This window comes from Chitinophaga lutea, assembly GCF_003813775.1.
Lineage (GTDB): Bacteria > Bacteroidota > Bacteroidia > Chitinophagales > Chitinophagaceae > Chitinophaga > Chitinophaga lutea.
Genome location: NZ_RPDH01000001.1, coordinates 77,452 through 99,935 on the forward strand (window position 1 = coordinate 77,452; position 22,484 = coordinate 99,935).

16 protein-coding genes are annotated in these 22,484 nt (G+C 48.6%); 4 read left to right on the forward strand and 12 right to left on the reverse strand.

Annotated elements, in window-relative coordinates; translation table 11 throughout:
- Nucleotides 1-2: 2 nt before the first annotated feature.
- From EGT74_RS00250 to EGT74_RS00275, 6 genes are all read right to left on the reverse strand, one after another.
- Complete coding sequence (locus EGT74_RS00250) at nucleotides 3-3,200, reverse strand: TonB-dependent receptor (RefSeq protein ID WP_220392783.1); 3,198 nt, start codon at nucleotides 3,198-3,200, stop codon at nucleotides 3-5.
- A 256-nt stretch (nucleotides 3,201-3,456) separates the two neighbouring features.
- A complete protein-coding gene (locus EGT74_RS00255) occupies nucleotides 3,457-4,482 on the reverse strand; it encodes a FecR family protein (RefSeq protein WP_123844441.1) in 1,026 nt (341 codons plus the stop codon).
- 115 nt (nucleotides 4,483-4,597) lie between these two features.
- Nucleotides 4,598-5,152, reverse strand: coding sequence for an RNA polymerase sigma-70 factor (locus EGT74_RS00260; RefSeq protein ID WP_158617940.1), 555 nt, complete (start codon nucleotides 5,150-5,152; stop codon nucleotides 4,598-4,600).
- Nucleotides 5,153-5,251: 99 nt separating this feature from the next.
- Nucleotides 5,252-7,393: an outer membrane beta-barrel family protein gene (locus EGT74_RS00265; RefSeq protein WP_123844443.1), complete on the reverse strand. Its 2,142-nt coding sequence runs from the start codon at nucleotides 7,391-7,393 to the stop codon at nucleotides 5,252-5,254.
- A 78-nt stretch (nucleotides 7,394-7,471) separates the two neighbouring features.
- Entirely contained in the window at nucleotides 7,472-8,221 is a 750-nt protein-coding gene (locus tag EGT74_RS00270) for a LytR/AlgR family response regulator transcription factor (RefSeq protein WP_123844444.1), read from the reverse strand.
- On the reverse strand, nucleotides 8,214-10,040 hold the full coding sequence (locus EGT74_RS00275) for a tetratricopeptide repeat-containing sensor histidine kinase (RefSeq protein WP_158617941.1): 1,827 nt from the start codon (nucleotides 10,038-10,040) through the stop codon (nucleotides 8,214-8,216). The genes EGT74_RS00270 and EGT74_RS00275 overlap by 8 nt, the downstream gene beginning before the upstream one ends.
- 362 nt (nucleotides 10,041-10,402) lie before the next feature.
- Here EGT74_RS00275 and EGT74_RS00280 point away from each other — a divergent pair, with 362 nt between their 5' ends.
- Nucleotides 10,403-10,741, forward strand: coding sequence for a hypothetical protein (locus tag EGT74_RS00280; RefSeq protein ID WP_123844446.1), 339 nt, complete (start codon nucleotides 10,403-10,405; stop codon nucleotides 10,739-10,741).
- Nucleotides 10,742-10,796: 55 nt separating this feature from the next.
- On the opposite strand, the gene EGT74_RS00285 is transcribed toward EGT74_RS00280, so the two are convergent.
- The 4 genes from EGT74_RS00285 to EGT74_RS00300 all read right to left on the reverse strand — a co-directional run bounded on the left by EGT74_RS00285 (nucleotide 10,797) and on the right by EGT74_RS00300 (nucleotide 15,738).
- Nucleotides 10,797-12,011 (reverse strand): multiheme c-type cytochrome, encoded by a 1,215-nt coding sequence (locus tag EGT74_RS00285; RefSeq protein ID WP_123844447.1) that lies wholly within the window; start codon nucleotides 12,009-12,011, stop codon nucleotides 10,797-10,799.
- A gap of 192 nt (nucleotides 12,012-12,203) precedes the next feature.
- Nucleotides 12,204-13,397: a hypothetical protein gene (locus EGT74_RS00290; protein WP_123844448.1), complete on the reverse strand. Its 1,194-nt coding sequence runs from the start codon at nucleotides 13,395-13,397 to the stop codon at nucleotides 12,204-12,206.
- 135 nt (nucleotides 13,398-13,532) lie between these two features.
- Nucleotides 13,533-14,660, reverse strand: coding sequence for a hypothetical protein (locus tag EGT74_RS00295; RefSeq protein ID WP_123844449.1), 1,128 nt, complete (start codon nucleotides 14,658-14,660; stop codon nucleotides 13,533-13,535).
- A 475-nt stretch (nucleotides 14,661-15,135) separates the two neighbouring features.
- Entirely contained in the window at nucleotides 15,136-15,738 is a 603-nt protein-coding gene (locus tag EGT74_RS00300; protein WP_123844450.1) for a hypothetical protein, read from the reverse strand.
- Nucleotides 15,739-16,100: 362 nt separating this feature from the next.
- On the opposite strand from EGT74_RS00300, the gene EGT74_RS00305 reads away from it, so the two are divergent.
- The 3 genes from EGT74_RS00305 (at nucleotide 16,101) to EGT74_RS00315 (ending at nucleotide 19,239) form a co-directional block, all read left to right on the forward strand.
- Entirely contained in the window at nucleotides 16,101-17,381 is a 1,281-nt protein-coding gene (locus EGT74_RS00305) for a RelA/SpoT domain-containing protein (RefSeq protein ID WP_123844451.1), read from the forward strand.
- 728 nt (nucleotides 17,382-18,109) lie between these two features.
- A complete protein-coding gene (locus tag EGT74_RS27310) occupies nucleotides 18,110-18,547 on the forward strand; it encodes a MauE/DoxX family redox-associated membrane protein (RefSeq protein WP_123844452.1) in 438 nt (145 codons plus the stop codon).
- Between the two features lie 410 nt (nucleotides 18,548-18,957).
- Complete coding sequence (locus EGT74_RS00315) at nucleotides 18,958-19,239, forward strand: hypothetical protein (protein WP_123844453.1); 282 nt, start codon at nucleotides 18,958-18,960, stop codon at nucleotides 19,237-19,239.
- A gap of 171 nt (nucleotides 19,240-19,410) precedes the next feature.
- Here EGT74_RS00315 and EGT74_RS00320 read toward each other — a convergent pair whose 3' ends face one another.
- Entirely contained in the window at nucleotides 19,411-20,775 is a 1,365-nt protein-coding gene (locus EGT74_RS00320) for a TlpA family protein disulfide reductase (RefSeq protein ID WP_123844454.1), read from the reverse strand.
- Nucleotides 20,776-21,136: 361 nt separating this feature from the next.
- A complete protein-coding gene (locus tag EGT74_RS00325; RefSeq protein WP_158617942.1) occupies nucleotides 21,137-22,480 on the reverse strand; it encodes a RagB/SusD family nutrient uptake outer membrane protein in 1,344 nt (447 codons plus the stop codon).
- Nucleotides 22,481-22,484: the final 4 nt, after the last annotated feature.

The following is a 22,484-nucleotide window of genomic DNA, read 5'->3' on the forward strand; positions in this document are numbered from 1 at the left end:
TTTTAGAATTTAAAGTTTGCGCCGAAGGCCATTGTTCTGGAAATGGGATAATATCCTCCTTCCGGGTCGAACCCTTCGTACCTGGTAAAGGTCGCCAGGTTCTGCGCGGATACATATACCCGCAGATAGCTGATCTTCGCACGATCTAGCCAGCTTTTGGGCAGTGTATAACCCAGCTGCATGTTCTGCAGTTTCAGGTAATCCGATTTGCGCAGCCAGAAGCTGGAGTATTTCTGATCGTTGGACGTGTACTGCATCGAAAGGCGGGGATATTTGCCACCGGGATTCTGCGGCGTCCACGAATCCAGGTGCATCGGCCTGGCATTCTGCGACAGGTAAAACGCCCATCCTTCGTAACCGCTGATGTAGCGCATGGTGTTCATCGTACCATACACATTGACGGCAAAGTCAAATCCTTTCCACCCCGCATTCAGGTTGAGGCCGAAGCGCAAGGGCACTTTCCTGTTAAGTACCACCCGGTCTTTCCCGTCAATCACCCCGTCCGAATTCTGGTCTTTGTACTTGATATTGCCTGCAAAAACATTCGGCCCCTGGTTGGCGCTTTTGGCCACCTCGTCCGCGCTCTGGAACAGGCCTGTTGCTTCCAGCCCGTAGGGCAGCTGGTACTGGTCTCCCTGACTGGTGAGGGTACTGCCGTCTACCCATGGGCCGGTGCCTGCGAGGTCAGACACCCTGTTGCGGGAAAAACTGGCGTTCGCGTCCACGCCCCAGTTCAAGTCGCCTTTCCTGTCTTTGTACCAGGCGGATATTTCCAGCCCCCTGTTCTCCATTTTCAACAGGTTGCGTGTGGGCGGTTTCAGGCCGAATTCCAGCGGAACGGGCGGCGGGTAGAGGATGTTGCTCCTGTTGTTGATGAAATAATCCACCGTCAACCCGGTTTTACCATCAAGGAACGCAGCATTCAGGCCGATGTTGGCGAGTTGGGACTGCTCCCACTGAATGTCTTTATTCACTGCCGTTTCAACAAACGCACCAGGCACCATGGCCCCGTTAAAACCGTAGGTATTGGGAGCGTATTTCAGCAGCTCGTAAGTGGAATAATACCCTACCTTTTCTGCATCGCCCAGAATGCCCCACGACGCACGCAACTTCAGTTCGGAGAGCCAGTTAGCCTGCCCGCTCATGAATTTTTCCCGGTTGATGTTCCATCCCGCCGAAAAAGAAGGGAAAGCGCCCCAGCGGTTGCCGCGCGCAAAACGGGAGGAGCCGTCGCCACGAATGTTGGCCTCAAAAAGATAACGCCCCTCGTAATCGTAGTTTAGCCGGGCGAATACCGACTGGATGGCTACATCATCCGCCCTGCCGCCACTTTGTTTGTTGAGCGTGCCCACATCCAGCACGTGAATACCGGGGAAAGGAAGCCCGTCGCGCGACGCGAAGAAATTACCAATGTTGTATAACTCCTGGGAATAGCCGCCCAGTATCTTGAAATGATGGTCGCGGAGGTGATGCGTATAATCCGTGACCAGCTGCAGCAGATTCCGCTGGCTGCTACTGGATGCATTCCGGAGGCTGCTCACCTTGTTTTGCGTGGAAACCACATTCCCCTGATCATCATACAGGAAATATGTGCTCACCCGGTTGGTGACCCATGAATCGTAGGCATAGCTGGAATAAGTGCCCTTGATGTTCCAGTTTTTCAGGGGTGTCCAGCTCACGTCGAAGATGCTCATCAGCTCCTTTACTTTCGTTTTATTGAACCCGCCTTCGTATACGCCTGCAATGGGGTTGCCGGCCATGGAAGAACCGATCGCATACCGGCCCTGCTTCGTTTTTATAAAGGAAATGGGCGCCACGCGGGTGGCCTGCGATTGCCAGCCTTCCGTACCGCCCTGCGGCTCGCCAATCTGTGTTTCGGTGTACTGGATATTGGCAGACAGCGAAAGGTCTTTGGTTAATTTGATGGTCACATCCGGGCGCACCATATAACGGCGGTAGTCGTTATTGGGCAGCGTCCCGTCCTGGTAGTCGTACGACCCCGCAAGACGGTAGGTGATATCGCTTTTCTGGCCGGATACCGACATGTAGTTATTGCTGATAACGGTGTTCTTCTTATAGATTTCTTTATACCACCTGGTATCTGCGTATTTGCCTGCCTTCAGGTCTTCCTGCCCCTGCTGGCCGTACACCTCGGGTTTTTTATCGTTCACCATGGCCTGGTCCCAAAGCCGCATATAATCCGCCGCCCCGATGAAATCCACCATGAATTGCGGTTTTTGCAGGCCGATGCTGGAAACGATTTCCACTACCGGCTTGCCGTTGCCCTGCCCTTTTTTCGTCGTCACCAGTATCACGCCGTTGGCTGCGCGGGAGCCGTAGATGGCGGCGCTGGCGGCATCTTTCAGAACGGAGATGTTAGCGATATCGTTCGGGTTAAGGGTGTGCATATTACCCGGAATTCCGTCTATCAGCACCAGTACGCCCGAGCTCGAACCAAGCGTTGCCGTGCCACGGATATTGACCGTGGCCGCTGCACCTACCGCCCCGGTGGTCTTGCGGATATTCAGGCCAGGCACAGTACCTGCCAGCAATTCCTGTACATTGGTCACCGGCTTCGCATTCATGGCCTGCGCCACGTTAACGGTGCCGATGGCGCCGGTGAGATTGCTTTTCTTTTGTGTGCCGTAGCCCACTACCACCACCTGCTCCAGCAGGCTGGTACTGCGCTGCATGGTAATGTTAATGGCGCTGCGGTTATTCACCGGCACCTCCTGCGGGGAATATCCCAGCAGGTTGACGGATAGCACGGCATCCGCCGGCACGGTCAGCGTGAAAGCGCCCTCGTTGTTGGTAGTGGTACCTTTCGGAGAACCCTTCTGCACCACTGCCACACCCGGCAGCGGGGCGCCCGCTTCGTCTTTGATGATGCCCGACACCTGTATATCAGGCTGGTTGGCGCGCTCGATCAGCACCAGACCCGACGGACGGATCTCATACAAAAAACCGGTACCGGCGAATGTGGCTTCCAGCACTTCCGCCAGTGTAGCATTATTCACGCGAAGCGTTACTTTTTTATCGTCCGGCAGGGCATTGTCGTTGTAAAAAAGCCTGTAATCCGTTTGCGCTTTGATGCGGCGCAACACTTCTTTTACCGAGGCGTTTTTCACTTTCATGTTAATCCGGTTCTGCGAAAACACGGCAGCGGCCTGCACCTGCAGGCCCGCAACCATCAGTAGCATTGCAGTTATTTTCATAATACGGATGCTCTTTAGGATTAAAGGGCGTGAAGGCAAGAGTATTTGCCTTCTGCATTCATTTTTCATACATTTGTTTTGGAGATTTTGGACAATAGACACCCCTTTCCTTACCAAGCAAGGATGTCTGTTTCTAAAACTTTGGGGGGATGCTGATACCATTCCCCTTTTCAGTTGGCTGCAAAAAGTCTAATGGAACGTAAAATTCATAACTGTCATTTTGGTTGTTGGTCAATAAAAACTAAGGCTTGCTGATTGTAAGCACCCTGCTAACGTGGTTGTAGGAGTATACAAACTCCCGGGATGAGCGGCTGAGCACATCCATTACATCTTTGATTCCCTCTCCTTGTATATTTCCGGTAAATGTCAAATGGCGAAGGCTGTCGTCGGTAAATACCACGCGGATATTGTACCAGCGTCCCAGGCGGACTGCAAGGTCAGAGAACGGCTCGTTGTCGAAACTCAGCCAGTTGTCTTTCCAGGCGATCTCTTTGATCGTTTCTTTTTCCGGCACGATGATCGGCGCGCGTTGCGGTGTGTAGGCGCCGGTAGACGCATCCGCTTTCAGCACCAGTTTTTCCATGGGCTTCAGCAGCGTGCTTTCATTGCTGCCCGTGCTTTTGTAGTGCAGCATCACGCTGCCTGTCACCAGTGCGGTTTCAACGATATCGTCTTCTTTGTATGCTTTCAGATTGAAGGTGGTGCCCAGCACCTGTACTTTCACATTTTTGGCCGTTACTTCAAACGGGGTGCCCGCCTGCCCTACCACCTCAAAAAACGCCTCCCCGTCGAGCTGCACGGATCGTTCTCCGTGGCTGTAGGTGTCGTCGTAGGTCAGTTTACTGCCCGCGTTCAGCCACACCCGGGTACCATCGGGCAGTTTTACTTTTGTGCGGGAGCCACGGTCTGCCAGCACTTCGTGTTTACTGACTGACCGATGTTGCAGGGTGTAAAAAACAACGGCGAAAATGCCCACGCAGACGGCGGCGATAAACGCCACGGATCCCGGCCGGAGCATTTTCCGGCGGCCCGGCGCCCTTTCCGAAAATTCAGGCAGGCGATTGCCGAGCAGCGCCAGCAGGCGGGCTTCTTCCGCCGCATCCACAGGCTGTGGGGTATGGCCATCCCATACTTTCTCCAGCATCTCGCCTGTGCGCGCCTCCTCATCCCGCAGGGCTGCGAGGGCGGCCAGCTCGGCCAGTTCTTCCGGAGTAGCTTCTCCGGCTGTTTTCCTGGCGGTTAAAACCCAATATCGATCTATCGGCATAATATTCCTTCTGCTGCTATGACCAGGCAGCGGGAAAAATCACCTAAAAGAATTGAAAAAAAATTTCGGGCAGGAGATCCCGGAGCGCGGCATTAAACTACCACTCCCCATCCGGTTATTGAATCAGGTGCTGCGCAATGCTTTGGTGGATGCGCTGAAAGGCGATCGCCATCTGGCTGTCGATGGTGCGGACGGAGATATTAAGAATGGCCGCGATCTCCTTGTACCGGAGCTTTTCTTCACGGGCGAGGCGGAAGATCATGCGGCATTTGACCGGCAGCTTTTCCACGGCCGCCTGAACGGCCTCCGTCATTTCGCGGGTGATGAGCTGCTGTTCCGGGTGCTGATCCGGACGGATGAGTTGCTCCAGTTCAACGTCCATCTCGTCGAAGGCGTAAAAGGTAATGCGGTTGCGCTTTTGCAGATAACTCAGGCAGGCGTTCCGCACGCTGGCGTACAGGTATACTTTGAGGTTGTCTATTTTTCCGAGGCTGCTGCGGTTATTCCAGAGTGTGGCGAAAATATCGGCCACCACGTCTTCAGCGGCCTGGCGGTCTTTCAGAAACGAAGCGGCAAACCGGGAAAGTGAGGGCATCATGTGGAGGTACAACGCCTTAAAAGCGTTGGTATCACTGTATTTAGCAATATTTTCCTGCCAGGCCCCGATCATGATAGAGAGTACTACACAAGATATGCAATACTGCTTATTTAAAACCCGCATGGCAATAAACGATCACCAAAGGATAAAAAAATACCAGCCCATCGCCCGTCAGTTCCCCATCCGGCTCCGCTCCTCCGAATTGTTCGTCTCTATTTTCTTTTTGGTGAACGCTTTGCCCGCGCTGAAATTCCAGACGAACGACAGCCCTATTTTGCGGGTGGGCCGTTTCTGGTAAAAATCGATCCGGGTGCCGGCGTATTCCGTGATGTCCCTTTCCCGGAAGGTGTTGAAGATGTCTGTCAGGCTCAGGCGCACCCGCCCGTTTTTCCAAACTTTCCTCGACATGCCCAGGTCCGTGAAAAATACATGCGCCTTCCGCGCATTCGCCACGATATACGGCGAGTTGTATTCGGCATACAGGTCTACGTCCATCACCTTCTTCCACTCGAACTGCTGGCTGGTTTTGAGGGAAATAGAGGTACGGGAGATCCGTACCTCATCTATATCCGTGGTAGCAAAATATAGCAACAGACCGTTATTCGAGCGCCAGTTTTTAAGGATGGTGACAGGTGCGTTCAAAGACATCCCCACTTCAGTATGATAAGGATAATTCTTCGACATGTGCTCTATCACCCGTTCCTGAATAGTACGGGCAGTTTGGGCTATATAGTCAGTGGTAGATTTGACATACAGCGCTGCCGAATACTCCCGGCGCCAGGTATAACCTGCCTGGATGCTATGTGTGTATTGGGGTTGCAGATCGGGATTACCGGTCAGGATCGCGAAGTCGTTCACCTGCAACCGGTAAGGGTTCAGATCGTTATACGCCGGCCGCCTTACGCGGCGGGCGTAGTTGAACTGGATGGAATTACCCTGTTTTTCGTCGAGCGTATGATCTATGAACAGGGACGGGAACCAGCCGAAATACTTCCGGCTGATGGTTTCTCCCGTAATGAGGGAAATGCCTTCCGAATATGTCTGTTCGCCGCGGAGGCCGGCTTTGACAGCGGTTCGTTTGATCAGTTTTTCATAAGCGCCGTAGAACATCAGGAGGTGCTCGTTGTACCGGAAATCATCGCTGCGGGCGGGACTTTTAATCCACCCCCCATCACTGTCCTCTTCGGCGGCAATGGAGTTGTGGCGGTTGGTCTGCACGTATTTCAGCCCGGCCCTGATGGCTGCCTTTCCTTTCATGGCATGGCTGTAATCCGCCTGTGCGCTGTACATGTCCGTGGTGCTGGGCGTGAAGGTGCGCAGGCCCCGGCTCATGGTGGTGTCTGTATATACCGACACGAGTGTGTTGGATTCCTCGCGGCCGGCGTAGGAATAATCACCGATGATTTTTAACGATGAGCCCAGCGAGTCGATGGTCCAGGCGTAGCTCAGCGTAGTGCTGCTGAAGCGGGGCGTTCTCACCCAGTTGGTATTCGCTTCGCCGGTGGTGGTACTATCCGGCCGGCGGTACGTGAGGGCGGAATGAAAATGCTGATCGAGCCGGCCGCGGTTCATCATATACTGAACGTTCAGGCTGTGCGCCTTTGAAAAGTCGTACACGATGCCTGCCCGGGCCTGCTGCTGGGTATTGTCGTTGTCCCGCTCCGTCTGATTACTGATATGAAGTTTGTCCGGGTAATCGGTAATGGTGTGGCCGGTATAAAAACTGTTGTCCAGCATGTAATTGTAGCTGCCGAACAGGTACCATTTTTTCAGTTTATAATCCACCGAGACGCCGCCGCCCGTATTGGGATCCCGCCCCTGCTGCATGTACCGTGCAAACACGCTGCCGCTCACGCCCTGTTCCCGCGCCTTTTTCAGGATGATGTGCACGATGCCGCCTGAGCTGGAAGCTTCATATTCCGCTGGCGGGTTGGCGATCACTTCTATTTTGCTGATGTTTTCGGAGCGGAGCGTCCGGAGAAATTCCGCGAGCTCAGCGGGCGACATGCGCTGCACTACGTTGTTGATCATCACGGTAACCGACTGGTTGCCGGTGATGCGGATATTCCCGTCCGGGCTTACCCAGAGGCCGGGGGATTTCTGGAGCACCTCGAGGCCGGAGTGGCCGTTGCCGAGGAAACTGTTTTCCACGTCGATGATATAACGGTCCGCCTTCCGGATCACCAGCGGCCGCCTGGCGGAGATGTTCACTTCAGACAGCGTTCTGACCGAATCTTTTTTCTGCTGCGCGGTCATTTCCTGCACCATCGTCAGCAGCAGGGATATCATCGTTATGAAAACGGCCTTTTTCATGCCGTGAAGCTATTGCACAACACAACGGATCCCTAGCCCGATTGAGCAGTTGACGGTGATGAATGAGCAGTTGAAGGATTATTTACCCGGTTGCAGTTTGCGGAGCAGCTCTTCTTTTCTTGATCGCGATACGTCTATCGCGGCGCCGTCGCTCATCAGCAGGCTGCCGCCCTCTCCCCTGTTGTATTTACGGACTTCGTGGAGATTCACCAGGTAAGAATGATGCACCCGCAGGAACTGGTGTTCTTCCAGCATTTCCGCCACTTCCTTGAGCGTACGGGAGATCGTCAGTTTCTGGTTGCCGGTCAGTGTGAAGATGGTGTAGTTACTTTGCGAAGTGCAGTAGAGGATCGAATCTACCGGTACGATCTGCAGCCCTTCGAGGGTGGGCAGGGCGATGCGGTTCATCAGGGTTTGCGGCTGCTGGAAACGCGACAGGAGCAGTTCCATCTGCTGCTGGAGGGAGTTCGACTGTTTCCCCGTCACCCTGCCCACAGCCGATTTCAACTCTTCGGGGTCGACGGGCTTGAGCAGGTAATCCAGCGCACTGAAACGGATGGCTTTGATGGCGTACTGGTCGTAGCTGGTGGTGAAAATGCAGTCGAACGAAACCGGCGCCAGCATTTCCAGCACTTCAAACCCGTTGAGGTAAGGCATTTCGATGTCGAGGAACACCAGTTGCGGCCGTGTGTCGCGGATAAGGCGCACCGCTTCCCTGGCGTTGTTGCATACGGCGGTTACCGTCACATCCGGGCAATGTTTCTGCAGCAACGTCACCAGTGCGCGGGAAGCATAATGTTCATCGTCGATCACAACCGCGTTAATCATGTACCTGTTTATTATTGATCCTCAAAATTACTTTAGTTCCGGCGATGGCGCCCCTGTCGTCTCTCACATCTTCCGTCACGAATGAAGCGTCCTGCTGGTTGCCGTTGAACAGCGCCAGGCGTTCCGCGCTCAGCCGGTTGCCGAAAGAAGCGCCTTTTTCCACCGGCCCCGGCTTCACGCCCGCCGCCGCTTCCCGGCCGATGCCGTTATCGCGGATGGTGCAGATCAGCACATCGTCGTGCATCCGGAAATGGATGCTCAGGCGGCCTTTGCCTTCCTTGTGCAGCAAGCCGTGCCAGATGGCGTTTTCGCAGAAAGGCTGCAGGATGAAGGAGGGCACGAATATCATGGATGGATGCAGGCCCGGTTCGAATTCCACCGCGTAATCGAATGCCTCCCTGAACCGCAGTTGCTCCATGTTCAGATAAAGGCGCAGCATCGCCAGCTCTTCCTCCAGCGAGATGGTGGTTTTACCCGCGTTGACGAGCACCGTGCGGATGAGTTTGGAAAAACGGGTGAGATATTCGGAGGCTTTGTCGCTTTCTTCGTTCAGGATAAAATGGTTGATGGAACTGAGACAGTTGAAAATAAAATGCGGGTTCATCTGCGCCCGCAGCGCCTTCATTTCCAGTTCCGCCGCCCGCTGGCGCAGGTTGAGCTTTTCGTTTTTATGCCGCAGGTGGAGGATCAGCACGACGAAGAGCCCGAGCAGCACCACGCCGGCCGTGCAGGCGATGAGGGTATTGCGTTGCGCTTTCAGGCGGCCCGCTTCCGCTTCCTGCCGGAAACCGAACAGCGTTCTTTTGAAATTGTCCGACACCACGGAATCTTTCATCGCCTCGTATTGTTTATGATACTCCAGCGCTTTGCGATCGTTCCCTGCCGCTTCATAAATGGCGCTGAGCAGTCCATAGCCGTCCCGCGTATTCTGCCGTGCGTTGCCCCATTGGGCCGAGTGCACCAGGGAGCCTTCCGCCATGGCCAGCGCGTTTTGCAGATCGTTTCGCTGCAGGTAGATCCTTCCCAGGCCCAGCATGCTGCCGATGAGGATGTTCCGGTCCGTTACCCGGGACGATTCCTGGTACAGCGAGTCGTAGTATTTGAAGGCGATATCGTAATTCTTTTCCAGCAGGTACGTGTGGCCCATTTTCAGGCGCACGATCTTGCTTTTCCAGGTGCCCGCAAGTGCCAGCTGGTAGCATCGGCGGGCCTGCTGAATGGAGCCCATCGCCGCGTACAGCTCCCCCATGCGGTTGTACATTTCGCGGTAGGGGTATTCGTTTTTAAAAGGACGAAGGGATTCCGCCTTTCTCATGTATTCGAGGGCCGACTGATAATCGCCCATGCTTTTGTACAATGCGCCCATCTGCGCCAACAGGAGCACGTAGGTATGGTTATCCTGACTACCTTCATAGATAGCCAGGCCTTCCGTTACGGTCTTGAATGCTTCTTCGTATTTCCCCTGGTCGTCGTAAATATTGCTGAGTATACGCAAAGCCCTGCCCTCGCCGCCTTTCGCGCCCACGCGGCGGTAGTACCGGAGGCTGAGACCGACAGTGTCCGCCGCCAGGCCGAACTGCCCGTTATACCACAGGGCCTGCCCCACGCCAAACAGCGACTCCGCGAAAAGATAGTCGTTGTGCATCGCCTGCGACATGGCCATGGCTTTGTGATATTCATCCCAGGCCTCCTTGGGCATAAAACGCCAGAGGTACCCGTTGCCCGCACGGATAATACGCAGGCAGTCCTCTTCCGAATCCGCCCGGGAAGGCAGGCAGAAAAGCGAGCAGCAAAACAATAACAGGAGAATGCGGCGCATGAGCATAAAACTACCAAAATCCGCTCAATCCTGCATGCCGATTGATTCATTGGCGGGGACGAATGAGTAACCGGGGGAAATGGGCGGGCCGTCCTGAATGGGACCGATGCCAATGGCCAACCCGCGGGGTATGCGCTTTCAAACAAAAACGGCCCCCTTCCGGGAGCCGCTATTGCCTATTTAAAACACACTATTACTTTACACTTCATAAAATTACCGCTTCGCTACAACACAAAACATGATAACTATCATTGAATGAACACTTTAACATTTCCTTTTATAATATTTTTTATTGTTATTGATTTTTCGCTAAATTAAATGGCGAAAACCCCTTCCGTTGTTTGTCCCGTTAACTAGTTTATATGCAATGTACCCAGGAAGATTACCAGCAAGCCCTGCGGCTTTCGCAGGCCATCCAGCAGTATTTCAGGCTCAATTACAACAAGTACACAGTGGGAACCGGGGAGATGTATGCGTACCTGGTCAAACATGATCTGGCAGAACCGCGACCGGATGGGGCCACACCGTTGGTGCAGCTGCTCGGCCGGCTGAAGGCTGCCGGCGACCTGTCGTGGTTGCTGCCGCAGTGCCAGCCGGGCGTGGCCGGCAAAGACGAGTGGCGTTTCATCCGCATGGTAGACGACCGGGTGGAGCAAATCCGGCAGCAAGGCGATAAAGGTCCGGGAAAGGAACTGGAGTAACCGGGACGAGCACGGATGGCTGCTGAAAAACAGTTTCCGCAGGCGGCCCGACGCTTTATTTCCCCCTGGGCAGTTTCGCCAGGATGCTTTGCGCCGCGTCTTCATACACGGCGATCAGGTGCGTCCTGATCGAATCCGGGGTGGGATTGGTTTGCCCGTTGGCAAGCAGTGTGATGGCGCTAGAGGGCAGCGCCGGCATGTGGCAGTTGATGCAATCCTGTTGCCGCGCTTCGGCGGAGAGTTTCGTTTTTTTATGCGTGTCCTGCTCGTGGCAGCTGATACAGCGCTGCGCGAACATCTGCAGGTCGCGTTCCGTGGTGTGCGGGTTATGGCAGGAAGAGCAGTTCATGGTTTTGCTCTGGATGAAACACCGGCTGGCTACGAGCAGCTGGTGCTGGTTGCCGTGCACGTCCATTTCAGCCGGTTTTCTCGGGAAAGGCACGGTGGGCAGCAGGTACTCCGCCAGTGCGTCGCCCGGCTGGAAGCGGAACGGGGATTTCTGAAAGGGTTTCAAACCGGAGTGGCACAGGGCGCACATGTCCAGTTTCCGGAGGTTGGGAATGGTATCGATGCGGGCGATATTTTTTGCGGCCTTTTCTTCCGGATGCGCGGTGTGAAAGTTCACATGCGCCGCGGCGGGGCCATGGCAGCGCTGGCAATCGATGCCTGCGATCATTTCCCTTTTTTCAAACACTTCTTTCAGGCCCATGCCTTCCTGCACCTCCTTGACTTTCACTGCCGAGCTGTGGCAACCGAAACAGGTGCTGGGGATCACCCGGTCGAACTTGGGATGGTCTGCCGGAAACCCCGGGCTGTTCGCCCAGCTGGCGGCCGGTACGAAATATGAGATGGGCAGCTGGAAATACCGCCCGTTGCGCCACGACAGGAATGTCTGCGCCTTCCTGCCCGAGCCTACGGCAATGTCGAAAGGCTGCTTCTGTTGCAGCGTGCCGTTCTGGTAAGCCGCCTGATACAGGATGCTGTCTTCCCGCTCCATCTTTACTTCATTCCCATTGGGAAAATGGAATACATTATCCGGCGATGTAAAACTGCCCTTCACCGTTGCCGCGGAAGCGGGTGCGGATGTGTGCGCATGCGCGGTGGCGGCGTAAGATGCAACGATTGCCTGATGACAGTTCGCGCAGGTATTGGCCGCGGCGAATGTTTCGCCTCGTGGGTCTGCGCCGCCGGCTTTCCTGTTGCCGCAGCGGGAAAGGGCGATCACACCGATGACCAGGCAGGCCAATACAAAAAACTGTCGTTTGTTCATAACGTTTTTGAATCGTTTCTCAATATAAGGTTATCCTGTAAAAAAACAGCCTCCCTGCGGCAGGGAGGCTGTTATTAGCTGAAGCAGGCGCGGTTGCCAGCCGGGAAATCATCCGGGCGCAATGCACATAACACAGGGGAGCCGCCATGGCGTCATATCCAGACTGTATGACAGCAAAGATTACTTTACACCTCAGGGATAATACCCGATCGCCGCCGCTTCCGTAGTGGCCAGCCCGGTGGCATTCACCGCCGTGCCGATGCTGGCGATGCCCGTCCACGGTCCCGTAGAGCCGTAACCGTTCCAGCAGCGGTAAACTACATTGTATTGTACGTTGGTGTTCGTGTTGCCCCCGAAATGGATGGAATCTCCGTCGAGGCCCAGCTGAGTGGACATGATGTTTCGCTTCTGCGTCACGGTGCCGCTGTTGAGGGTGGTGGCGTCTGCGGCGCTGATGAGGTAATTCCTGTCAACGGGGTTGAAGCCCGTATGATGGAACACCAGTGCGTAACGCGTTGCCTGTGAACCGGCCGTGGCGTAGTTGAACGTGTTCTTCGTGATCATAAAACTGGTGCCCATCCTTTCGTTCCCCGGGTTCACGTCGTTAAACACCGGCACTTCGATGAATACCGGGTTGATGCCCGTGAGATAGGTGCCGGTGGAGATGAAGTCGTTGTCATACACGACTCCCTTATCCGACAAATCGCCCCGGAAGCGGACAAACGAACCCGAGCAGTCTTTAAACGTGTTGGCCACCACGCTGAGCCGCTGGATGCCGTAGGCGCCGTAGATCATGTGGGCATGGGAGTCGTATCCCACGTTTTCGAACGTGTTGTATTTGACTATTATGCGGTTGGATGCGGCGTAATGCACACCCAGTGCCCCGTACGACACGGCCGGCAAATTCACGAACTGGCATTTCTCCACGGTGATGTCCTGGCTGTTGACGATGGTCAGCGCATAACCCGTTACATCGCCCGTAAACTTCAGGCGGAGCAGTTTGATGTTTTTGCAGAGGTTGACGTTCATCAGTTTGGCGATGCTGCCGTTGAATACCGCCCCTCCTTCCGTTACCGCGGTTTTGAGCGTCAGCAGGTTCGTATCGTCGCCGATGTTGGACAAGCTGAGAGTGGCGGTGCGGGTGTAGGTGCCGTCCGCAAAGATGATATCCACCGGGCCCGTTGCCAGGGCCGCCTGCACGTTGGACCAGAAGGTAGAATTGAAACTGGTGGAAGGCGAGACATTAAAAGTGGTGGTTGACAAAAGTGCTGCGGGGCTCTCCGACCGTTGTCCCTGCGGCTGTTCCGATGGTTTTACCTCAGGTTTTTTGCAATACACCAATCCCGTCACAGCAAACGTGAGAATAGTCTGTAATACGATTTTCATAATAACGGTTTTGTTGGTAAAAGAAGGGTCCGCCGGCGCTCTTTTCGAGTGCCGGCATGAGGATTTCAGTGTAAATCGCGCAATTTACGGTAACGTACCCGGTACAGATCTAATTTAGCGGATAAAGCCGGAATTTCAAAGCAATTTGCGAAGAAACGGCGGGGTGAAGTTCTGGATGAGGTAGTCCATCGGCCTGGAACCGTTTTTATATCGATGCGCCCGCTGCTTCCGGACATAGCTCCGGAAACGCGCGAGGGCCTGTTTCTTTTGTTTGTTAATGCTCAGCCTGCCGTTCGTTTCCGTTGCAATCTTATACAGCAGCATGCAATCTATCGCGTGGGACGGCCGCTCATAGTCTTCGATGATCTCCTCCCCTTCTTCCGTATTTTTATATGCCTGTTTCAACGCCACGTAAATACCGTGCAGTATCAGATCGCTGGCTATCATCCTGTGCATATCCCTGAGAACTTTCGGACCGTTGATGATAAATGATCCAAACAAGCCATTCCCTAATAGTGCCGCATCTTTTCCGTTGCTACGTTTAAAACCGTTTACTATTCTTTTCCGTTTTACCTTCCACCAGATGCTGACCAGGATAAATACTATCCAAACCGCGAAAGTTATTGCAATAAAAAGGGCTACAATCCGTGCAGCCCAAATCAAAGGTTCTCCATCCAGTACTTCTTTCCAGAATACGGTAGCGTTTCCCGAGTCTGCAGCATACATGACCGGCACCTCTTTCTGCCCGGCTACCTTTCCGAATGCCGTCAATTCCGGTTCATTGAAGATATTATACAGCACTAATACTTTCATTGTAAAGAATTCACCCGGGTCGAGGATTACGCTCGACATGGTGATACTGTCTTCTCCCTGCTTTTTCAGTTTCACGCTTTGGAACAGATACCTGTTTCCTTCAAATATGATCCTGGGATCATCGACGATCTTTCCACTGAGCACTCTAAGTCCTATCGGGGCATCGGGGTCATAATCTTCCAGCCTGATATGCTCCGTTCCATTATTTGCGACCCTGATTGTATAAATACCGATATTCTGGTTGGTTGTTTTCAGATCAGTGTTGTCATAGCTTACATTAAGTTCTTTCAAGTCTCTGTTAAAATCGACTACATCTACCTTTCCTAATGTCAAAATTTCAAGTCCGTTCTTCTTTTCCGCTGCGTATACGTCTGCCATTTGCTTCGCTTTAATGGCTATCCCTGTCAAGGCTAGAATAACGGGGATGTAGACTTTAAACAGTCGTTTCATCGTAAACAGTTTCATTGAATAAAATTTTCAATTTTAATTAATGCAAGGACAAAGGGGATTAATGGGTACACGGCATGCGTCTACCGGCACATAGTTCAATAGTTCAACACCCTGCAAAAGCAGGATATTATGGTTTGGTTTTTACTAGTAGTGATAATTTGAGAATTTCTGTTGCCTAGTGCTGCATATTAGTTTGGCCCGTTTTCAATATATATAAGACTATCTCTCCCGAAAAAGTGGGTGAAGCCTTATGAAAATTTTCTCTTAAGCGATGGTTTGCCGGAGAAATATTAAACGTTTATGTTCATACTACTAAGACTATCAAACTGAAAAAATGGGTGAGCTTACTGAAATCTTTCTTTTGACTTTTTTATCATGTCTTCAACGTAAAACATACCGAATAATCCTACGCCCTAAAGCGATAGCGACCATACAGCTCCTGCGTGCTTAGTTTCCGTAGGGTATCTTCCAGGCGCTACCCTTCTCTGTCCCTGGGGAGCTCTTCCCTGTTGGCATCTTTTGATTTGGCCGGATGGGAGTATTTGTTCATTTCCGTGGTGAAGAACACCGTTTCCACGAGTACGGAGAGCCAGAAGAGGTACCGCACCTTTACTTCAAACTGCCGGCCGAACACCCGGAAGCTGATTCTATCGTCCGGCTGGAATCTGCGCCAGAAAATCACCGTATCCGTCATCATAAAGTACCCGAAGGTCATCCAGAATATCGGATTGGTGATCACCGGCTGGCGGAGGATGGAGTTTTCATCGGTGGAGATGAACTCCAGAATGATCAGGGGGATAAAATATCTGGTGCCCAGGAAAATGAGATAATTGGGTATGGTATCGACCAGCAGATGGTGTTTCTGGTTAAAGAGTATCCTATAGCTCGCCCAGGCGCAGAACAGCATGACACAAAGAAGCATGCCATAGAGGAAAACAGCAGGTTGCCCGCTGACGGTATATGCCGGGCCGAGGAGAGGTAGGTGGAAAGTGGGGTTGGTCATTCCTTCGGTGACGACTTTGATGGTGGTGAGTAGTAAGCAAAGGTTCCAGGGGAGGAGGGCTGAAAGTTTTTTCATATATGAGATGTATTATTCTTTGTAATTATGTAATCATTCAGTACCTGTAGCCTAGCCAATCTTTGCATATAAACAATTTGAGCTGCCCGTTATCATTATAAGACAAATTTTAGGCTTTTTAGGGTGAAGCCGCCAAACAAAAATGTTCGCTTTACGTCTTACGGCCATTTAGGATTTTTTGACTCCACCAATGAAAAAACTATCTGCATAAGCGTTAAAAAAAGAAAAGTATCATTAAATTTAATCCACTAAAAACTCATTTTACCCCCTAAAAACAATGTAAAAAATCTGTATATAGCATAGGTTGAGTCAAACCGCTATCGTCAGCCCTCGAAACAACATACAAAAAATCCCGGAGCATAATGAACAAATTGAAGCTTTCGAAAAATCTTATAGACACTGCCGGCAAAGCACTATCTCGCGAAAACGAAACGGATGTAGACAAATACATTCAATACATGGATGCGTTTGATGAATATAGAAAAAACCATTTGGAACCACTTTCCAAAACGACAATTGAAGTCCAACAGTGGCTATCACTATATGGAAAGGAATATTTTATCGCTCAACGAATAAAGCGAAAGCCTCAAATTATACGAAAATTATTGCGTTTCAGCATACGGCTTTCCCAACTTCAAGATATTGGTGGCGCGAGAATAATAGTAGATCAAAATAGTGACGTGGATGAAGTTGCAAACTTCCTTATTACAAGGTTTCAAAGCAACAAGGAACTAAAAGTGATCAGACAAACGGACTATCGCGGTGAAGGAAGAGAAGATTCAGGTTACCGGGCCTATCATGTAATCTTGGAACGAGAAGGCATCAAGATGGAGCTTCAAATACGAAGTAAAATTCAACACTATTGGGCAGAAGCAATAGAGCGAACTTCTATAGTTTATGGACATTACATAAAAGAGCTTGAAGGAGACCCTATGGTAATTCGCTACTTCAAAACCTTATCAGATTTGTTTTATGAGATTGAATCAGGAAGAAATCCGGATGCCGCATTAAGAACAAAAGTAGAAGAGCTTCGAATAAAATCAGAAGAGATCATTCAAAGTTCCGATGAAAAGAATGTTTTCAGCAGCTATGTGAATGAAGGTGTAATTAGGGACCTAGAAGAAAAAGAAAAGCGAATGACAGAACCGGGTCTCAACAACTGGATATTTGTGTTTAACTGGAATATTGGCTCGTTCGTCACTTGGGAACTAATAACCAATGATCCTGAAGACGCCATAAAAAGATATGTAGATTTCGAAAACAGATACACCTCGGAAAACGGATTTGAAGTGGTATTAGTTGGTTCGTCTAAGGTAACGACTGTCCGACAAACCCACAGTCATTACTTTGGTTTGAATCATACAGACGGGCAAGTGCTTGAGGACATTAACTCATCAATTGTTGGGTTTTCAAACACTATGGATATTGATGTTGGAGCTAGGGAAATTTTACGTACGCTTGAAAGACGTCGATTTTGGGGCAGTAAATCCATATCGGTTGACACACTTAGAAATCATTTCTGCAAGGATGTTTTAACGTTCGACTCCTCATTCGAAGTTCTACTAGACAAAGAATTAGTAACAAACCATGGTGGTGTTGCGCTTAACTTGAAAAAGAAACACCTCATCAACAAATACGTCTGAGAAAACAATAGCCGTAGTCTGACGTAATCCGAGTTTGGAAAATATGCCACTTTAATGCGTAGGATTCGTCCTATAATAGAAATTACATTACCGAACACATCACCTTCCGACAGTATAAAAACCCTCGTATTTCAGACAGGTCTCAAAAATTCGAAATCAGAATCTACAGAATATTTTCGCTGCAGCAATCGGCGATCCAAATAGTCTTAACGAGACATTCCACAATAAGCGCATCACTAGAAATTATGTACGAATTAGAAAATACCTAATAACCTTCGACCCTTCAGAAACCCATCCAATTATTCATATATTCACTGGTTGAAATCCGAACAACAGGTTCAGGAAGCAAACATTGGTATCTGACGGAAAAATCAGCATCAACTTAATAATATCAAGTATCAAATAGAATTTACATGAAGGCTTAGAGTCTTATAAAATGGATTGAACTAGAATATTACTTAGAGTCATGGAGACCTTTTTTAAACAACTCAAAAACGAACATGGCTAGCCCCTCCAACAAACGAAAAACCCCCAAACCAAAATAAGAAAATTTACTAATCTTATAAGCAAATCAGCTATTTACTCATACCGCAAAAATAAATTTGATTTTTTTCTTTTGCTTGCATAACTATCGCAGTGAGATGATGGAAATTTACGAAACGATAGGGAATTAACTAACCCCCAAAGAGACCAAATAACTATCTCCGGGCTATTATAAAACTGTTTAAATGAAAAAGGGATTTATTCTTGAAACGCTAATCTCCTTACTAGTACTACTCCTAACGTACGCCAGTTTAAGTAAGATTTTAGAATTTGAAAAATTTGTATTTCAACTCGGATTGTCACCATTTCATCTACTCAGCAGCAACGCATATCTTGTAGCATTGTTAGTTCCCTTGGTCGAAATATCAATAATCATACTTCTGATGATTAAAAGAACAAAGTTGATTGGTCTTTGGAGTAACCTCTTTTTAATGTCGATATTTACCGTATATATAGCCGCAATGCTTCTTTCTGGCAGCGAGCTCCCTTGTACGTGCGGTGGCATAATCTCCAAAATGTCGTGGGTCCAGCATTTATATTTCAATTTATTCTTTATCGCAGCATCAGTCATTGCAATTCTTCTTATTCATCGAAAAGACCGAGATATAAAGGTTTTAACATGAACCTGAAAATACTAGAAAAATGAACCCGTATAGCATCTTATTATCAATAATTGTCTCTCTTTCACCAATTTACAATTTCTCAGGCAACCTTGAAAATGAGTGCAATGCAGAAGGAATGGAATTCTCATTTGTTTCCGCCGATCCATCTGATCCCACTTGGTTCATCGGAACAAGGGATTGTGCTAAAGTATACTATAATTGTTACGGAATTACCAATCTATGCGCAAAAGCATATGTTGTAGGTCATGAATATGATCCTATATACAGAGTACCGTCCTTAGATATTTACAAAGACATGTGGTAGAATATCAAAAAGATAATAAAACATATTCGCGCGATAACAGGGCACGGCTCCCCTGTCCCAAGCAGCCATATATTAAAATTTCTCACCCTTTAAAAGACAAAAGTCCATGAAAACAGCAAAATGGAGCTTTTCCGCTCTTGCAATCGCAGTTGCTGCTTGTGCAGCCTTCGCTTTCCAACCTTCTCAGGCTAAAACAGCCGTTGAAGACGAAGCTATCTACATTCTGGAAGACAACCAGACAATTGAATTTACCGGCACCCGTGCTCAGGCATCTACTTTTTTTGGTTGTCCGGTTGTACTGAACCCCATCTGCGCAAAAGCATATGTAGTTGGTCACGCTGGTGATCCTGCATACAGACTGCCCGCTCTGGATGTTTACAAACCCTAATTTACAGCATTAGGAACTAAATCTAAAGGGGGAGGCTTTTATGAGCTTCCCCTTTTACATACAAAGAATAACACGAGCACAACGGCAACACCACCACAACAACAGAAGATTCCTTACTGGAAATAATTTTTAAGCTAAAAATGGTTCAAAATAACAAATTACTGACCAAAATTAGTGCTTCTCCTTTATGACAAGCACCTCAAAAGGTATAATCTCTTCCTCTATCAACAACCCATATTTTGATAATTCAGATCTAATCTCGCCAATATCTGGTTTCATCATATTTAGACTAATCTCCAAATCGACAGGATAGTCAATTCCAGTTTTGTCCACAATCGGCTTACCCAAATTATTTAAATTGAGCATTTCAACAAGTTCAGAAATTTTTTTGTTTTGTATTCCATCAAAATAATCAAATTTTGTTTTTCGGGGCGTATGTATAAATCTGGATTCTCCTCCCGATGTCCTCATTAAAACCGTACTTCCTTGCCTGATTACATAACACGGGGTTGGGCGATATTCCATCTTCCCTGTTACAGAAAAGACTCTGTTCAAATCTGATAACATGTTCTCATAAAAGGCCAAATACAGAACACTTTCAGGTAAGATCAATTCATATGTATACATATTATCAGACATCCAGTCCTCCAATAGATCATACCCAAATTTTTTAAATTCTTCCTTATGTTGCATTGGATTAATGTACCTGGTTGAATCAGATAGTTCCATTGAATATATATAAGGATTAAAAATTGAATATTTCCTTTTAAATGCAGCAATCAAATACAGTTCCTTAATGCTAGCTTTATTAACAAGTATCCGCCTAACTTTCGGGTTCAAGACATGGGCAGGGAAAATCGGTTCAGCATAGATAGCTCCTGGAGTTGATAAATCTGACTTTTCCAATATAGATCGATAAATGAAGTTATTCTCATTTCCTCGATCTAATTCTTTTGCAACATCAAAATTCATACTATCGACTTTCCTTACAAATCGAAAAGATCTACCACTTATCGCTGCTTCTATATTTTCAGCTGTAATGTAATTCCCTCCGGTAATTGCAAAAACAGTTCCCTTACTATCAATCCAGACAACGTGTGGTTTCCCTTGGTGAGGAAACATCTTAACCCCTAATAAACTATCTCCTATAATCATTGGAATTTGCAAACTCCTTAAATCCGGTCTTTTTTTAAAAAAGGAATCTACAGTATGGCCACTTGATTCAGTAACCATAATAATCTCCAGATCCTCTTTGTATATCTTCCGAAGTGAATCCGTCCTTCGCATACTTGCCACGCAATAAGAACAATATGGCCCCCAAAAATCAATAATCAGCACCCTATTTTTATAAAAACTCGATAATTTGTTGGGCTCCTTTTCGGAATCCATAGGAGTTCCATAATTATAAAAACTACCCATAACTATATTTGGCATTTTCTCCCCAATATCGATTGGCCGAGGAGTATCAGCCATTTGTCCTCGCGCAATCACGCAAAACAAAAAGCATTGGAAAAATGCTATACTGCGAATAATCATATTCTAAATTTTAACTCTCAATTAACGGTATTTTCGCCCCTACAATTTTGATAGACCTCTATGCTTTAGCCCGTTCCGATGCGCCGTCGCGCTATCTTCTGAACCAGCAACCACGATGTGTCAAAAAGACGCGAATCTTTCTTCATATATTAGATATCTTGACATTTTTTTTGGGTGAATTATTAGTTCATTCATTTGTCAAAAAAAGTCATTTCAACCAGTTTCTTTAATTGACAGAGTTCGCTACCAAAAAAATGGCTAATAGATATAGTAATTCGCTTTGTGGGAGCCGCAATTAAGGAGTCAAAACCGTTTCAAATGTTTGCTTCATGCAACCATTAGATGAAATAGCCAATAAGTCTTAATTATAGCCCCTATTCTGTACCAATGAAGGATTTCGACCGATTTCCTCTAGGGGAATCGGGAACAATTCAGCCTCAGTCGTCCAGGTAGGCTTAACCTTCTTCATAACGTGGTCAATTTGTCCTGTTCGTTTCAGGTCAAAGAATCTCAACCAACCTTCAACAAAAAATTCCTTTCTTCTTTCTTTGAATATTATAGCCAAGCAGTCTTCCTTTGAAAGAATAGAATCCATGGGCTTAACATTTGCTCTCGCTCGAACAACATTTATATCTCTCGCAGCATCACCCATTTTACCGAGCTGAGCCGTTGCCTCAGCCCTGACAAGGTACATCTCACTCGCTCGTTGAATTATCAAATACTCCCCATTTGTTCCAGATGTAACTGTGCGATTTCGATACTTATACGGATATCTATATGTCTTCGAGCCAATAGACACATCTTTGATCCAACTTCTCCTCCTTTCATCGGCAGTATCAAATGACATAATCAAAGAATCCGTTATTGAAAATGTAGGTACTGTATTTGCTGTGCTCGGAACAAGCGCTCCACCCAAACTTGTAAAACCGCCTTGATTCCAAATCTGGAGAATAGTTTCTTTACTTCCCTTAAAAAAGGCTGTCGAAGCCATGGGTAAAGGAGTAAAAAAGCCAGAATTAATAATCGAACTTGCCTCTAATTCTGCATTACTCCAATCACCCAATGTTAGGTAAACTCTAGCAAGGAGAGCAATCGCCGCCCATTTTGTAGCCCGAGCTCTTTCCTCCCCTGGATATTGTTCTTTTAGCAGAATTTTAGCGATTTTTAAATCGGAAAGGATAAACTTATATACTTCCTTCGCTTCTGTTCTTGGAGCATTTAACCCAAAGCGAATGTCGCTCGAGTTGATCAATGGAACATCCCCCCAGATATTGACTAGATGAAAATATTGAAAGGCGCGAACAAATCTAGCCTCTCCTTCTGCTCTCGCCCTAACAGTATCCGAAAGGAGCAGATTATCTGGTACATTTTCAATAATCACGTTTGCTTGATAAATTCCTGCATATAGCTTTTTCCATAAAGAATACACAAAGGTGTTATTAGATGGAATAATGCTGCTTGAATACACAAGCGCCTCTGCAGCAGAAGTATTAGGTAAGATTTCGTCTACATACAGCCCTATATATGGCAAATAAACATCATTAAAATTAATAGTACTATAGAGGCCGGAGGATGCGGAACTCACACTTGCGTCGCTAGAAAAAACGAGGTCCTTCGAAAGTCGATCTTGTGGTATATCAATATCCAATAACTTATTACAGCCGACGAAAAAAAATATAGATACAGTAAAAAATAATCGCTTCATTTTT

Coding starts and splice junctions, on each gene's coding strand:
- EGT74_RS00250 (WP_220392783.1), bottom strand. CDS start 3,200: ATGCTACTGATGGTTGCGGGCCTGCAGGTGCAGGCCGCTGCCGTGTTT.
- EGT74_RS00255 (WP_123844441.1), bottom strand. CDS start 4,482: ATGCCGATAGATCGATATTGGGTTTTAACCGCCAGGAAAACAGCCGGA.
- EGT74_RS00260 (WP_158617940.1), bottom strand. CDS start 5,152: ATGATCGGGGCCTGGCAGGAAAATATTGCTAAATACAGTGATACCAAC.
- EGT74_RS00265 (WP_123844443.1), bottom strand. CDS start 7,393: ATGAAAAAGGCCGTTTTCATAACGATGATATCCCTGCTGCTGACGATG.
- EGT74_RS00270 (WP_123844444.1), bottom strand. CDS start 8,221: ATGATTAACGCGGTTGTGATCGACGATGAACATTATGCTTCCCGCGCA.
- EGT74_RS00275 (WP_158617941.1), bottom strand. CDS start 10,040: ATGCGCCGCATTCTCCTGTTATTGTTTTGCTGCTCGCTTTTCTGCCTG.
- EGT74_RS00280 (WP_123844446.1), top strand. CDS start 10,403: ATGCAATGTACCCAGGAAGATTACCAGCAAGCCCTGCGGCTTTCGCAG.
- EGT74_RS00285 (WP_123844447.1), bottom strand. CDS start 12,011: ATGAACAAACGACAGTTTTTTGTATTGGCCTGCCTGGTCATCGGTGTG.
- EGT74_RS00290 (WP_123844448.1), bottom strand. CDS start 13,397: ATGAAAATCGTATTACAGACTATTCTCACGTTTGCTGTGACGGGATTG.
- EGT74_RS00295 (WP_123844449.1), bottom strand. CDS start 14,660: ATGAAACGACTGTTTAAAGTCTACATCCCCGTTATTCTAGCCTTGACA.
- EGT74_RS00300 (WP_123844450.1), bottom strand. CDS start 15,738: ATGAAAAAACTTTCAGCCCTCCTCCCCTGGAACCTTTGCTTACTACTC.
- EGT74_RS00305 (WP_123844451.1), top strand. CDS start 16,101: ATGAACAAATTGAAGCTTTCGAAAAATCTTATAGACACTGCCGGCAAA.
- EGT74_RS27310 (WP_123844452.1), top strand. CDS start 18,110: ATGAAAAAGGGATTTATTCTTGAAACGCTAATCTCCTTACTAGTACTA.
- EGT74_RS00315 (WP_123844453.1), top strand. CDS start 18,958: ATGAAAACAGCAAAATGGAGCTTTTCCGCTCTTGCAATCGCAGTTGCT.
- EGT74_RS00320 (WP_123844454.1), bottom strand. CDS start 20,775: ATGATTATTCGCAGTATAGCATTTTTCCAATGCTTTTTGTTTTGCGTG.
- EGT74_RS00325 (WP_158617942.1), bottom strand. CDS start 22,480: ATGAAGCGATTATTTTTTACTGTATCTATATTTTTTTTCGTCGGCTGT.